The organism is Bacteroidales bacterium, from assembly GCA_017521245.1.
GTDB lineage: Bacteria > Bacteroidota > Bacteroidia > Bacteroidales > G3-4614 > Caccoplasma_A.
On the sequence record JAFXDI010000016.1, the window covers coordinates 1 to 14,932 of the forward strand.

13 protein-coding genes and 2 tRNA genes are annotated in these 14,932 nt (G+C 38.3%); 10 read left to right on the plus strand and 5 right to left on the minus strand.

Annotated features, from left to right (window positions below; all coding sequences use genetic code 11):
• The 5 genes from IKK64_03400 to IKK64_03420 all read right to left on the minus strand — a co-directional run.
• Positions 1-1,355 (minus strand): hypothetical protein (locus IKK64_03400; GenBank protein ID MBR4119106.1); only part of this gene is annotated, 1,355 nt, incomplete at its 3' end.
• A 21-nt stretch (positions 1,356-1,376) separates the two neighbouring features.
• Positions 1,377-1,952: a hypothetical protein gene (locus tag IKK64_03405; GenBank protein MBR4119107.1), complete on the minus strand. Its 576-nt coding sequence runs from the start codon at positions 1,950-1,952 to the stop codon at positions 1,377-1,379.
• Positions 1,953-2,004: 52 nt separating this feature from the next.
• Positions 2,005-2,376, minus strand: a complete 372-nt coding sequence (locus IKK64_03410) for a hypothetical protein (protein MBR4119108.1) — start codon at positions 2,374-2,376, stop codon at positions 2,005-2,007.
• A 74-nt stretch (positions 2,377-2,450) separates the two neighbouring features.
• On the minus strand, positions 2,451-3,839 hold the full coding sequence (locus IKK64_03415) for a hypothetical protein (GenBank protein MBR4119109.1): 1,389 nt from the start codon (positions 3,837-3,839) through the stop codon (positions 2,451-2,453).
• Between the two features lie 147 nt (positions 3,840-3,986).
• Positions 3,987-4,733: a hypothetical protein gene (locus IKK64_03420; GenBank protein ID MBR4119110.1), complete on the minus strand. Its 747-nt coding sequence runs from the start codon at positions 4,731-4,733 to the stop codon at positions 3,987-3,989.
• A gap of 358 nt (positions 4,734-5,091) precedes the next feature.
• Between IKK64_03420 and IKK64_03425 the strand changes: the two genes are divergently transcribed.
• The 10 genes from IKK64_03425 to dnaB all read left to right on the plus strand — a co-directional run bounded on the left by IKK64_03425 (position 5,092) and on the right by dnaB (position 14,799).
• Positions 5,092-7,248, plus strand: a complete 2,157-nt coding sequence (locus tag IKK64_03425) for a S46 family peptidase (protein ID MBR4119111.1) — start codon at positions 5,092-5,094, stop codon at positions 7,246-7,248.
• An 87-nt stretch (positions 7,249-7,335) separates the two neighbouring features.
• Positions 7,336-7,776: a DUF695 domain-containing protein gene (locus tag IKK64_03430; protein MBR4119112.1), complete on the plus strand. Its 441-nt coding sequence runs from the start codon at positions 7,336-7,338 to the stop codon at positions 7,774-7,776.
• Positions 7,777-7,831: 55 nt separating this feature from the next.
• Positions 7,832-8,191, plus strand: coding sequence for a hypothetical protein (locus IKK64_03435; protein MBR4119113.1), 360 nt, complete (start codon positions 7,832-7,834; stop codon positions 8,189-8,191).
• A 147-nt stretch (positions 8,192-8,338) separates the two neighbouring features.
• Positions 8,339-8,881 carry a DUF1599 domain-containing protein gene (locus tag IKK64_03440; protein MBR4119114.1) on the plus strand — a complete coding sequence of 181 codons (543 nt, stop codon included), beginning with the start codon at positions 8,339-8,341 and terminating at the stop codon, positions 8,879-8,881.
• Positions 8,871-11,057, plus strand: coding sequence for a triose-phosphate isomerase (locus IKK64_03445; protein ID MBR4119115.1), 2,187 nt, complete (start codon positions 8,871-8,873; stop codon positions 11,055-11,057). Before IKK64_03440 ends, IKK64_03445 begins: the two co-directional genes overlap by 11 nt.
• A 136-nt stretch (positions 11,058-11,193) precedes the next feature.
• On the plus strand, positions 11,194-11,646 hold the full coding sequence (locus IKK64_03450; GenBank protein MBR4119116.1) for an SPOR domain-containing protein: 453 nt from the start codon (positions 11,194-11,196) through the stop codon (positions 11,644-11,646).
• A gap of 26 nt (positions 11,647-11,672) precedes the next feature.
• The gene (folE, locus tag IKK64_03455) at positions 11,673-12,272 is read left to right on the plus strand and encodes a GTP cyclohydrolase I FolE (GenBank protein MBR4119117.1); all 600 of its coding nucleotides are present in this window, start codon (positions 11,673-11,675) and stop codon (positions 12,270-12,272) included.
• 202 nt (positions 12,273-12,474) lie between these two features.
• Positions 12,475-12,547 (plus strand) — tRNA-Gly (locus IKK64_03460).
• Positions 12,548-12,587: 40 nt separating this feature from the next.
• Positions 12,588-12,671 (plus strand) — tRNA-Leu (locus tag IKK64_03465).
• A 592-nt stretch (positions 12,672-13,263) separates the two neighbouring features.
• Positions 13,264-14,799 (plus strand): replicative DNA helicase, encoded by a 1,536-nt coding sequence (dnaB, locus tag IKK64_03470; GenBank protein ID MBR4119118.1) that lies wholly within the window; start codon positions 13,264-13,266, stop codon positions 14,797-14,799.
• Positions 14,800-14,932 lie beyond the last annotated feature (133 nt).

Below are 14,932 nucleotides of genomic sequence, written 5' to 3' on the forward strand. Positions count from 1 at the left end.
TCCTCTATTCTTAAGTTAAGTTCTAACTGTTTAGAGTACAATGTAAGAGAAAAATAATCTAAATACTCTTCATTACAACATAAATATAAATATCCATCTTCCTCTACATTGATCATTACTCCTTTTAACTGGTCTAAAGTAGTGAGTGCCTCTGGTTTATTTATGATTTTTCTATCAGAATTGGTTAACACCCAAGTATATGATGCTCCTTGTACAGCAGAAGTTACATAACTTTTCAATTCATAAACATCACCTTTCTTTACCTCTTTAATTGCACTTCTTTTAGGATTAGCAGAAGTTGGTGTAACTCCTGTTGGTGCAGTATCACCTATCTCCTTGCCTTGAAAATTATAAAATCCAACTACATCTAAAATATCAGAACCAAAAGTTTTATTTTCAGGATTAGTTACTTTCTCTAAACCCTCTTCTAATTCCTCTATTCTTTTACCATAATTTTTTATATACGAATCTATACAAGGCGAGTATTTTAGATTATTCCAATACCTAAGAGGGATATTCAAGCCTGTACTAAATTTTACACCCTCATCAATAGCGTCCCAATCAACAACAGCATACAATTTTGCAACTAAGCCTGTCTCAAATAAATCAAATTCAATAACACTATTAAGTTCAGGATTTTTTGTTGTTCTAAAATAGAGTGGCGGAACCCCTCCCCCTCTGTTAAACACTACACTCCAAACTAAATCCCCACTCTCTTGAACGACACTTCTTGAGATTGAGAATAAAGAAAGTTTATCAATAACGAAATCTTCCTTTATAGAAACAATATATAACTCTTTAAAGAATTTATTTACAGTTATATTTTCTGAAATAGTAAATTGTTGCGTTGAAACATCTAATTTATTCAACTCTGTTTTGGTTGCATAAACACTATAATTCAAATTAATAAAAGGAGTAGCCTTCACCTCCCAATAGTCGCCATTCCAAAACAAAGTAACAATAGAGGTTTTTCTTATATTTACAGTGACCGAGTTTACTCCATTCTTAAAATAAGTAAATATAATTGTTTTTGGGGTTGCATTGGGATTTGCATCAACATCATCACACTCTGCCACATAAAAATAACTCTCTTTTACTCCAACTTGAGCTTGTGGCACAAAATCGGCAGGAGAATTCCCCTTCTTATCGGTAAGCATACCTTTCATTCCGCTATCTACTCGGTTGGTATCAATCCACTCTCTATCCAAAGCATTCCACACCCAAACAGAATTTGTCTCCCCATTTATAAAGAACATTCCTGGTTGCGGAGCCATATTTAGGGATAGCACCTCACCTACCCCATAGTGATAACCTAAAAAATATTTTGTTTTATCTATTTCTATTGAACTATTCATAATCTTATTTTATAATTATATTTAACCTACTGATACATGTGTTCGCATTATTGCAGAGCGTTCGGCATCCCCTAATATTTCGAATACTAACGCTGCTGTGAGATATGTTATTGAGGGCAATAACAACTCGTGTATCTCAATGGGCGTTGATAAATCGGGAATCTTAACGTATAGGACATCGGCAATTTCGTGTGTACGAACTTCGGGGGGCAAGGAGTAATATTTTATAACTCTATCTCCACTATGATTAACCGATAGCACAACCACTGGTTTTGCTCTTCCAGCCATAGTATATGGGTTATTTTGTAACGTTGCCGTAACGCTATTTGAATCCTCAAATCTTGTAACAGCCTTATCCCAACCTTTCATCCTTAAAAGGGTAATACGTAGCACATCTTTAGGTAAGACTATTTCGCCACTTCCATTTTGATTTTTTATCGGAATCAAAGTTTTTGAAGCATCAGTTTGTGGCAAAAGGATATTTGGTGCTGCCATAAATACCGCATTTATTGCTTCGGGGAGTTTACTCTCAATATACGACTCTACACCTACACCTCCAACCCTCTCAACATCACCACCCGAGAAACCCTCTTCCATATTTATCTTAATTAACTCAATGAGAAGTTCTTTACTATACAACATAACACTCCTACTCTAAATTTTTAAATAGTAAATTAAAACGTTGGGCAACCTCTTTTATCTTTTTGGGCGAAGTCATCTCCTTTGTAGGCACATTGAAGGGTGCCTCTTGCAGATATTTACGAGCCTCTTGCCAAGTGGTTATAGTATCAACAACTATTACATTAGAAACAATCTCATTCGCCTCTTCTTGTTGAGAACTCTCAGCAAAAAATTTTATGCCATAATCGACATCCTCTTCAATTGCCTTTTGTAGCACAGGGTCATTAGTCTCAAAGTAACCCTCTCCTGTATTAGATGCCACAAACTTTATTCTCACACTCTTATCTTCTACCCTTATTAAGGAACTAAGGTTTCCTCGGTTTGTTTTATATCGTTTCATAACTATATCTATTTTTTATGTTTATATATTGTGATAGTTGTCAGGTTTCCCCGACAACTATCTAAGCAAAAAAATTATCCTTTTTTAGGTACAATACGCATATGAGCAGCAGGGTAGCGAAGTGTTAAACAACTTGCTTCGGTCATAACCACTGCATCGGTGTTGCGAATACCTGCTTTCTTAAGGTCAAGTTTCTGATGACCAAAAGGAACATGAGCCCAACGAGTTATAAACTCAGGGTCAAAAGCAAATCCGTAATCGCTCATACCGCAATCATCAAATACCTCAGAATACAAGATATAGAACTTACCAAACTTAGAGCGAATCTCAGAGAAGTCGATACCCCATTTTACAAACTCATCCTCAGAACTTACCACTTTGGTAACATCAAGTTTATTTATTCTGCCAATAAAGTCGCTGCCACCAATAAGCACTTTGCGTTTGTTACCACCGTTACCTGTAAACGCCTCTTTCATCATATCAATAAGGTCGTTTTGAGTAAGTTCCTTTGAGGGATCAAACTCATACTCTTTTCCTGCTTGCCACCAGATACCTCCTGTAAGCATTACATTCTCTTTTTTACGAGAGTCGTAAAGAGTATTCTTCACACCAAACATAAAGGTCTTTTCCATACCCAAACGCATATCGTAGATAGCAGCCTCCTCAGAGTCACTGAAATCCCAAGGAACATTCTTTGCCGCAATTTTTTGGAAAGTTGATTGCTCAACCTGAATTTTAAATATTTGACAGTTATTTTGCTCCTTAACAGGCAAGGCCTCAAATTGTGCAGTTTGAACATCCAACTCAGTTGCTGCACGTCCCATTCTGATAAGAGTTGTTGATGCAGGAATTGAAGGGACACATCCCTCTATTGAGCCAATCTTTTTACCATTAATTGCATAGACATTAAGGTTTCCGTTCTCCTCTTTACTTGTGATATAGAGAACCAAATCTGATTTAGATTGTGTTACTCCGTCAGCCTCGTAACCCTTTACACCTTGAACAAGCAAAGTTTCAGACACCTCAAAGATATCGTTGTTGCTTGTGGTAATTGTTACCTTTTGTGCAGCACTTGTTACTGCCGATGCAGTTGGCTCGGTATACGCAACACTCAAAGTGGCTTTTGTTGGTTTAATATCAACTGAGTAGTAATCGACCACCATAGAGTCGGCTTTACGGGCACCTGCCCAACGCGAAAGTTGGTCAATAGGAGTTGACATCGGACGAATCTTTGTAATACGCTCATCTATGGCATTTTTAATAAGACCATCACTGTGGCGAGTTGCAAGAGAACGTGTTAAGGGTTCGCCCGAAACAATTTTACCTGCACTTGCTGTTGGTATTACCGCTGCCAATATGCACGATGAATCGGCAGACAAAAACGCTACTATTACTGTAATTGCAATTAGTGCTAAAAGCACCCAAACTTGATTGTTTTTAATAAACTCAAAAATCTTTTTCATAATTCGTGTTTAATTTTAAATGTTACTGAATTTTGTTTTTTGCGATGTGATTTCGTTTTGGCATAAGCCAAAACAATTAGGAATTAGTACGTAGCTACGCTCCAATTATGAATTAGTAATTAATTCCCATTCCTAATTCCTCATTTTTTACATGTCCCAGACACTCTTTCTGCGACGCAAACCAAACATGGGGGTGAGATCGGCAGAGGTGTCGGTTCTTAACGATTGAGAGGTGGCTGCATCAGATTTATCTTTACTAAAGATTATTCGTTGATTGCGCCCCTTTACCTCACCTGTCTGTTCTGCAAGATCTACGTCAGTGTCGTAGTTAACACCTTTGAAGAGAGTATCAAGAACTTCAAAAGAGAAGTCACACATAAATACATGCTCGCATAGGTGACAAACCTTTTCGATAAACATATCGAACTCCTCATCTGTCATACCTTTAGCCTCTTTAAAGCGTTCAATAGATTTTGCGCTCACTTTCCAGTTCTCCTCAATCTCCTTCTCGGTTTTAGCATAAGTTTGCATACGATCCAAGTAGGCATCGTTCTCTTTACGAAGTTGCATTAAACGATTTTCATCATAAGCACACTCCAACACGTCGCCACCAAAGTAGCGAACACAAGCAATTAGAGGATCTTCTCCCTCAATTACTGTTGAGATAAAGCCAGCCATTTTGGGGTTTGATGTAAAGATTCGGGCAAGTTTAGTTTGGTCGTTACGCAACTTCTCAAATCGTTCATCAAGGTCAGCATCATAACTTGCAAGTACCTCAAACAACTCATCATCACTATCAAAATTTCTGTCGGGGAAATGTTTGATAAGTCTCTTCACGATTACTCCGCGTGATGATTCGGGCAGAGTCTCGTCGTTTTCATAAAAGTTTTTCATAAAATAAAATAATTAATTAGTATTTTACCACACTATTGTGGTGTTTTTACACTGCAAAGAAAATACTAATATGAGAGCGATAACTGGTAAATTTATATGAAGTGATGAAAAGGGGGAGTTGTTAGTTTTTAGTTGTTAGTTGAGAAACTTTTGTTTCTCTAACACACTCTCGCTCGGCATAGTTTTAGTAAACTTAACTCTGCTCTCTCTTAATCTGGAGTTTGTTAGTTTAATTCAGAAAAATGTTATATTTACCTATAATACAAATATTTAAGAATTTGCATTTTTTAGTGTTAATATTTTTTTGTAATATTGCATTGTAATACGATTTAATAAAAACTGAAACTTAAAATATATTATGCTTAAAAGATTTTTATTTGTTACTGCTTTGGCAGTTTTAAGCCCCGCTATAATGGTGGCTGATGAGGGTATGTGGTTGTTGCCTTTTTTAAAGCAACAAAATAGTGAGTCGTTAAAGAAGTTGGGGTTGAAATTGGAGGTTGATGATATATATTCGCCCGATGAGGTTTCGCTTAAAGATGCTATCGTTGTGTTTGGCAAGGGTTGTACTGGTGAGGTTATCTCGGATGAGGGTTTGATTCTTACTAACCACCACTGCGGTTACTCTTGGATTCAACAACATAGTTCGGTTGATCACGACTACTTGACTGATGGTTTTTGGGCTTACTCTAAAAGCGAGGAGTTACCTACTCCCGGTTTGGAGGTGCGTTTCATTGACCGTATTGTTGATGTTACTGACTCTATTAAGGTTGCTGTTGAAGAGGCTGGTGACCCTATGAAGGCTTATGACCTTATGTTCTTGAACAAGATGAGTAAGCGTTTGGCTGGTGAGGAGTTTATTAAAGAGAATCCTTTTGTTGAGGTTGTTATCAAGCCTTTCTACGGTGGTAACAAGTTCTTTATGTTCTACCAAACTGTTTATAAGGATGTGAGAATGGTGGGTACTCCTCCCTCTTCTATTGGTAAGTTTGGTTACGATACTGACAACTGGATGTGGCCTCGTCACACTGGCGACTTCTCACTCTTCCGCGTTTATACCGATAAGGATGGCAAGGCTGCTGAGTATAGTGCAGACAACATTCCTATGAAACCTAAACATCACTTGCCTATCTCGCTTAAGGGTGTTGAGCAAGGCGACTACTCTATGACTATTGGTTTCCCTGGTACTACTAACCGCTACGATATTTCTGAGGAGATTATCCACTACCGCGATATTGTTAATGCTGCTCGTATTGAGATGCGTGGTGTTCGCCTTGAGGTATTGGATAAGTTGATGCAAGCCGATGATAAGGTGCGTATTCAGTATGCTTCAAAATATGCAAGTTCAAGTAACTACTGGAAAAACGCTATTGGTATGAATCGTGGCGTTAAGAAACTTTCGGTTATTGATAGCAAGTTGAAGGCTGAGAAGGAGTATCGCGATTGGGCATATGCTAACAATATGCCTCAATATGCTGAGGCTCTTGATAATATGATTACTGCTTTGCGTAATCTTTATCCTATTAAGTATCAACGTCAAATGATGACCGAAGGTTTATCTACTGCTGTTGAGTTCTCAAAGGTTCCAAGTGCCGATGCTCTTATCAAAGCGATAGAGAGCAAAGATAAAGAGGCTATTGATAAAGAGATTAAGGCTTACAAAGAGGCTTATGCTAAGTTCAACAATAAGGATTACGATCCTGAGGTTGATCGTCAAGTTGCTAAGGCTATGATTAAGAAATATATCTCGATGTTCTCGGCAGAGGAGCGTCCCGATGTGTTTGCTTTCATTGACAAGAAATACAAGGGTGATACTGATAAATTTATTGATGATTGTTTTGATAAATCGGTTTTTGCCGACTCCGCTAAGTTCAATAAGTTTATGGAGAAACCTTCGGTTAAGGTGTTGAAAAACGACCTTATGCTTAAATATGCTAACTCGGTTAGAGAGAAGATTCGCAACCTTGCTTTTGCTACTAAAGCATACAACAAGGATTTGACTTTGGCTAAGCAGGTTTATATTGAAGGTTTGTTGAAGATGCGTGAGGGTACTCCTGTTTATCCCGATGCCAACTTCACTATCCGTCTCTCTGCCGGTCAGGTACAACCTTACAAACCTGCCGATGCTGTTTCGTATAACTTCTTTACCACAATGGAGGGGATATTTGAGAAAGAGGACAGCACCAACTATGAGTTTGAGGTTCCTGCAAAACTTAAAGAGATTTGGTTGAATAAGGATTATGGTCGCTACGCCGAAGAGGATGGTCGTATGATTGTAAACATTATATCTTCAAACGATATTACAGGCGGTAACTCAGGCAGTCCGCTTATCAATGGTAATGGAGAGTTGATTGGTTTGGCGTTTGACGGTAACTGGGAGGCTATGAGTGGCGATATTATTTTTGAGCCTAATATGCAACGTACCATCTCGGTTGATATTCGCTATGTTATGCTTATCATAGAGAAGTTTGCTGGAGCCATGAACATTATTGATGAGATTGACTTTGTTGAGTAATTGACCGAAAATCTATATACTTCCCCTCTCTATTCGTAGGGAGGGGGATTTTAATTTATTCGTACAAGATGTTAATTTCTAATTTATATGAAACTTACTGATGTATGGTTTACTGCTTTGGCTGAGGATGAAGCCGGTAAAACAATTATTATTAGCGGAAGAGATAACATTGAGGCTTTTAGAGTTAGCGGAAAGTTTAAAAACAGGATTGAGGTTACTTGGAGTTACAACGGTGATGGGATGCCTACCGATGAGGAGGCTAAGTTGATGGAGAGTGTTGGTGATGCTCTTCGCTCGGGTGCCGAGAAAAATAAACTTGCTATTCTTACCGGTGTATATACTGGTGGGGGTAAACGTATCTGGGTGTTTTACAGTCGCCACACCGGTGCTTTTGGAGAGATGCTTAACGAGGCTTTAGCATCGTTTGAGTTATTGCCTATCACTATCTACTCTGAGATTGATATGGATTGGGATGACTATCTTGGTACTTTAGAATTGAAGTGCTGTTCTGATAGTGATGAAGAGTAGAGTTTAGAATTTAAAGGTCATAGAGAGTTTAAAGAGTTTAAACGAAAGAGATAATATGAAATTTTTTATTGGAATATCACTTCTCTTATTTATTGCATCTTGTACTGCACCTTTGACTAATAGGTTTGAGGAGTGCGTAAGTGATATTGAAACAAACCACGAGGAGTGGAGTCAGGAGGATTGGAATCTATCGCAAGAGGAGTACAACAAACTTCTCAAGGAGTATGAAGAGAATTATGACACATACACTCAAGAGGAGAAGAGTGCCATAGATAGAGCAATAGGCCGTTACAATGGTATGATTCTTAAACATGGTATTGAGGAGTTTGGAAACACTATCGAGGAGTTTGGCAAACGTCTGCCTTCGTTAATTGAGGGTTTTGGCAGCGCATTTGAAGAGAATGACTCTAAATAGAGTCAATTTATGTTTGATGCTATTGCATTTTTCTCACGGATTTGCACTATCTTTGTAACTAAATTAGTCTTGTGCTACGGAGGACTTTGTCGTAGCCGAAAACTAACAACTAAAAACTAACAACTAAAAACTAAAGACTAAAGGTCAATGGCAAATACAGTAGAACAATTTAATCATATTACTTCGGTTTGTAGAGAACTCTTTGTTAAGAAACTTAAAGATTACGGAGCATCGTGGCGTATTATGCGTCCCACATCTATTACCGACCAAATTTTTATTAAAGCAAAACGAATTCGCAGTGTTGAGATTTGTGGCGAAGCGTTGGTTGATGAGGATATTCGTTCAGGATATATTGCCATTGTAAACTATGGAATTATCGCTCTTATTCAGTTAGAGTTGGGTCACTCTGACAAAGAGGACATCTCTGCTGAAAAGGCTATTGAGTTGTACGATAAATATCTTACCGAGACCACTACTTTGATGCTGGCTAAAAATCACGACTATGGTGAGGCTTGGCGTAGCATGAGAATTTCATCGTACACTGATATTATTCTTACCAAACTCAACAGAACTAAACAGATTGAGGATAACGAAGGTAAGACCCTTGTTTCGGAAGGTGTTGATGCCAACTATATGGATATGATTAACTACTCTATTTTTGCACTTATTAAGTTAGAGTATGGCGAATAACTCTCAAAAAACTCCAAAAATAATTAAGCCCATAGTAATACTTTGCCGTATTGTTGTGGGACTTACTTTTTTATTTTCGGGCTTTGTTAAGGGGGTAGATCCTGTTGGAGTGGCAATAAAACTTAAAGAGTATTTTGTTGCTCTTGGCATTGATTTTCTGTCACCCTCGTCACCTTTGGGTAGCGATTTTGTTGCTACTTTTTCGCTAACTTCGGCAGTTGCTCTATCACTATTTGAGTTTATTCTTGGTTTTGCTATTCTGTTTGGCAGTTACAGAAAACTTGCACCCACCCTTGCCCTCATTACTATGCTTGTAATGACTCCGCTAACCCTATATCTTGCTATTGAAAACCCTGTTCACGATTGCGGTTGTTTTGGAGAAGCGGTTGTGTTAAGTAATTGGCAAACTTTTTATAAGAATCTTGTACTTACCGCAGCGTCAATATTTTTGCTACTATATAACCACAAAGCAATTGCATTGTATGCTAAGCAGATGCGTTCGGTACCAACACTCTTTTCGGCACTATTTCTGTTATCAATATCGGTAGTGTCGTATATGTACCAACCCATCCTTGACTTCCGTCCCTATAAGAGTGGAACTAACATCAGAGAGGCAATGCAACAAGGCGATATTCAACCAGAGTACATTTTTATCTACGAAAAGGATGGCCAAGAGAGAGAGTTTACTATTGATAATATTCCCATGAATGACACTCTCTGGCGATTTGTTGACAGAATTGAACGCCTGCCCGAAGGTGCAAAGATGAACGAGACTCTCGATTTTTATATCTACGATAACGATACCGATATTAGCGAAGATATTTTAATGGATGAGAACTACTCATTTATGGTATTAGTTCCATCGGTTAAGAACTACGATAATAGTTGGGATGACAAGATATTGAGTTTATACGACTATGCTTTTGAGCATTCTTATAACTTTTTTGTACTCACACCTGATGCCAATGAGTTCTCGGAACGTATGAACGAAATGGGCATATCACTCCCCTGCTACACTATGGATGAAACCGTTATTGAGACCATAGCAAGGGGTAATCCCGCTATTGCAATGATAAAAGATGGTATTTTATATTGGAAATATGCTGCTCGTGATTTAATTGATATTACCCACTATAATACTGATATTGAGAAGACTCCACTCGGAAAAATTGAGGAGTATAACGCAAATCAACGTTATATTATTTTGGCAACAATATACATATTACCTTTAATATTCTTATATTTGTGCCAGAAAGCGGTGGCTCACTTTGTTGAGAAGGCAAGGGTTAGACGCCGTAAGTTGTTTGCACTGAAGAGCGCAAACAGCAAAACTACGTGCGAAACAGAACAAGAAAACTTAACTACTGACAATACTGAAGATTCAGATAATACTAATTATAAACCTAAAAATTTTAAAACGATGAGAAAAAACATTGTAGCAGGAAACTGGAAAATGAACAAAACACTTCAAGAGGGTGTAGAGTTGGCAAAAGGAGTTGAAGCAGCTTTGAACGAGCGTACTCCTAATTGCGATGTTATCATAGGTACTCCTTTCATTCACTTGGCAACTATTGCAGCAACTGTTGATACTAAAAAATTAGGTGTATCAGCAGAGAACTGCGCTGACAAAGTTTCAGGTGCTTACACAGGTGAGGTTTCAGCAGCTATGGTTGCTTCAACTGGTGCTGAGTATGTTATCCTTGGTCACTCTGAGCGCCGTGCTTACTACGGAGAGACTGCTGAGATTCTTAAAGAGAAAGTTCTTTTGGCGTTGGCTAACAACCTTAAAGTTATCTTCTGTATTGGAGAGGTTCTTGAGGAGCGTGAGGCAGGCAAAGAGTTTGAGGTTGTTAAAGCACAAATCGAGGAGTCTCTTTTCAACCTAACTGCTGAGGATTGGAGCAAAATTATTCTTGCTTACGAGCCAGTTTGGGCTATTGGTACAGGTAAAACTGCTACTGCTGAGCAAGCACAAGAGATGCACGCATTCATCCGCAAAACTGTTGCTGAGAAATATGGCGAAGAGGTTGCTGAAGCAACAAGTATTCTTTACGGAGGAAGTTGCAAACCTTCTAACGCAAAAGAGTTGTTCGCAAACAAAGACGTTGACGGTGGTTTGATTGGTGGAGCATCGCTTGACGTTGAGCAATTCATGGGTATAGTTGACGCATTTTAATTAAACCCTTTTGCTTAAGAGAGGTCATAAAAATATAAGACGTTTATATAATAAGACCTAAATAAATCAGGGAGATGGGCTGAGTGTCAAGGATAACCTTAATACTCTCCCCCTCCCTCTTAAAACAAAAAAGAGCATGAAGGTAAAAGCAACATTCATAATAACAACTTTACTTTTGACAGTAGCATCCACTCTATCGGCAAAAGAGGGTTCTATTATTGACAAGTTACAACAACCCCAAAATGGTGCTGTTGTAATAGTAAATCAACCCATAGAGTTTAATATGCTTTTGCAACGCGACACAACTGCCATTGAGGACCGTTTAACTTCGGGCTACCGAATACAAGTATTCTCAGACAATATGCAGAAACGTGCAAAAGATCAAGCATACGAACGTGCCAGAATAATACAAGAGTCGGATCCCGAATTGGCAACTTACGTTACCTTTAACTCACCCTTTTGGAGAGTTAGAGTAGGCAACTTTATATCGTACGAAGAGGCTGCCGTTAAGTTGAGAGAACTTAAAAAACAGTTCCCTGAAATTCTTGACATGCGAATTGTAAAGGATATTATTATCGAAAAGTATTAGAATTGTAACCAAGCAATTTCTTAATTATGAAAAACTTATCATCGGAGGAGAGACAACAGTTAATAGCAGAGCATTACAAAGCCATTATTGAACTTTTAGGCGAAGACCCCGAAAGAGAGGGACTAAAAAAATCGCCCGAGAGAATTGCCCGAGCAATGCAATATCTTGTATCGGGTTACGGAAAGTCGGCTGCCGACAAACTATCTGCTCAGTTTGAGGAGGAGTATGGAGGCAAAGAGAGAATTATCCTTGTTAAGGATATTGAATTCTATTCGCTTTGCGAACACCACATGCTACCATTCTTTGGAAAGGTGCATATTGGTTATATCCCCGATAAAAAGGTTGTAGGATTAAGCAAATTGGCTCGTTTGGTTGAGGTGTTTGCACGCCGTTTGCAACTACAAGAGCGAATGACACAAGAGATATTGGAGGCCTTTAACGAAAACGTTCCTAACAACGGAGTTATGGTTGTTGTTGAGGCTCGACACTTGTGTATGCAGATGCGTGGCGTACAAAAACAGAACGCTGTTACCACAACATGCCTATATAGCGGTAAATTTGACGATGAGGCAAAACGTAGAGAGTTCTACGAAATGCTGAACTCACCAATTACTCTTGAGGAGTAGTTATTAGTTGTCTAAGGTCGTTTAGGACATTAAAGTCTCAAAGGAGATTTGAGTTCTAATTCCTAATTATTTTCTAAGGGTATTGCAAAGTATAAAAAAAAGATATATCTTTGCATCGTAAATGCGAAAATAGGATACGGTTCGGCATAATTCAAACAAGTTTGATTCTGCGCTCACCTTTCACTATCTTTGCATCGCAAATGCGAAAATAGCTCAGTTGGTAGAGCATAACCTTGCCAAGGTTAGGGTCGCGGGTTCGAGTCCCGTTTTTCGCTCAACAACTCTTGCAGAGGCAAGAGTTTTTTAATAGATGATGTCCGGATGGTGAAATTGGTAGACACGCTACTTTGAGGGGGTAGTGGCCGTTCGGCCGTGTGAGTTCGAGTCTCATTCCGGACACAAGAAAGAGAGGTTATCCAACTTGGATAACCTCTTTTGCTTTAACCATATTGCAAAGGTGGGAGTTTCTCTTTATATATCGTTTTTTTCAATTTACAAAATCTACTGCATAAGAAACATATTTTTTACCTAATACAGGGTAATTATTTTATAAATCCAACACTATAACCTGAAATTTTATATATTATTTTGCTTTGGCAGATATGGAAGTTTTGTGCTTTCTATATTTCCTGAAAAAGTTTTATAAGTAATAAAATAGAGCAATTGCAACTCCTTGAAAATCAAAAGAAGAATGCAAATGCAATACTTTTGTAATGCAAAATGATGCAAATAAAAGAAAAGAAAAAGAAATAAAAAGAAAATAATAATATCACACACAACAACGCACGCGCGAGAAAAATTTTATTAAAGTTTTTTGTCTATACTTTGGGGTTCTCTTCTCAATTGTGTTATATTTAAATTTTTATTTTAAACGTTTACGCAATCGTTGTTGATAACAACTGTGAAAGTTGTTGAAAAGATAAACAAGAAAAATAGTTGTAATATTGCATAACTAAATTAACTTTGCAAATAGTAAAAAGAGTATATAATTATGGCACGAGAACAATCAAACAGATATAAATCGTCACGTAACACCGACACTGCTATTGCAGCAATGGGAAGACTTCAACCTCAAGCAATAGAACTTGAAGAGGCTATATTGGGAGCATTAATGTTAGAGAAAGACGCCTTTTCAGAGGTGTGTGATATTTTGCAACCCGACAGTTTCTACAAACCTGCCCACAAGAGCATATACGAGGCTATTGTGACTCTCACTCAAAAGTCGCTGCCTGTTGATATGCTTACAGTAATTGAGAAGTTACGCAATATGGGTAAACTTGAGGAAGTTGGGGGCGAATATGCCATATATAACCTCACATCAAAGGTGAGTTCGGCTGCCAATATTGAGTTTCACGCAAAGATTGTTGCTCAAAAATATATGGCTCGTCAGTTGATTGCTTATGCCGGAAAGATACAGACAAATGCCTACGACGACACTTACGATATTGATGCCCTTATGGAGCAAACCGAAGCCGATTTGTTTAAACTATCTCAAGAGAATACAAAACGTGATGCCATACAAATTAACCCTGTGATCACTGAAGCTATGAACCTATTGGAACAAGCAATGAACAGAAAAACAGGATTAAGCGGACTTCAAACAGGATTTCATGAGTTAGACAAGGTTACATCGGGATGGCAAAGGTCAGACCTTATAATTATTGCTGCCCGCCCCGCTATGGGAAAGACTGCATTCTCGCTGTCAATGGCTAAAAATATGGCTGTAAATTACGGAATAGGTGTTGCTCTGTTCTCGTTAGAGATGGCAAACGTTCAATTGGTAAACCGTTTAATTGTAAACACCTGTGAGATAAAGGGAGAGAAACTTCGTAGCGGTAGGTTAGATGACCACGAAATGACTCAGTTACAGACAAAGATCAAAGACCTTCAGGATGCTCCCATATATGTTGATGAGACTGCCAACCTATCGGTTTTTGAACTTCGCAGCAAGGCTCGCCGATTAGTTAGAGAGCATGGCGTTGGTATGATTATAATTGACTACCTCCAACTTATGACTCTTAACAGCAAAGATGAAAAAACTGCATTAAAGGTTGGTAGTCGCGAGCAAGAGGTTAGTGCCATATCTCGTTCTCTAAAGGGATTAGCAAAAGAGTTGAACATTCCTATAATAGCATTGTCTCAGTTGAGTCGTCAGAGTGAAAACCGCGATGGTAAGCGGCCTCAGCTATCTGACCTTCGTGAGTCAGGTGCTATTGAGCAAGATGCCGATATTGTATGCTTTATTCACCGTCCCGAATACTATGGCTTATTGACAGACTCCGACGGCAGATCAACACAAGGATTGGCAGAGTTGATTATTGCAAAACACCGTAATGGTGCAACAGGTAGTGTATGGTTTAAGTTTAAAAAAGATTATGCTCGTTTTCAAAATCTTGATGATGACTCAATTGTCAATATAGAGTCAGGTATGAATAGTGGCACATCACCATCAGCTACTTCTTCATCATTATCGGCATACGCAGGAAACGAAGAGGAGTTTTTACAAACTCGCCCTGATGAGTTTTAGAGAGCAATTAGCAGAGAGTAATGAGTAAAGAGTAATTAATTTCTCATCGCTAATTTCTAATTCATAATTAGCTCAAAGTGCAGCACTAATTCCTAATTAAAGAACTATCGTTCTTTGATTATGCTCACGCTCG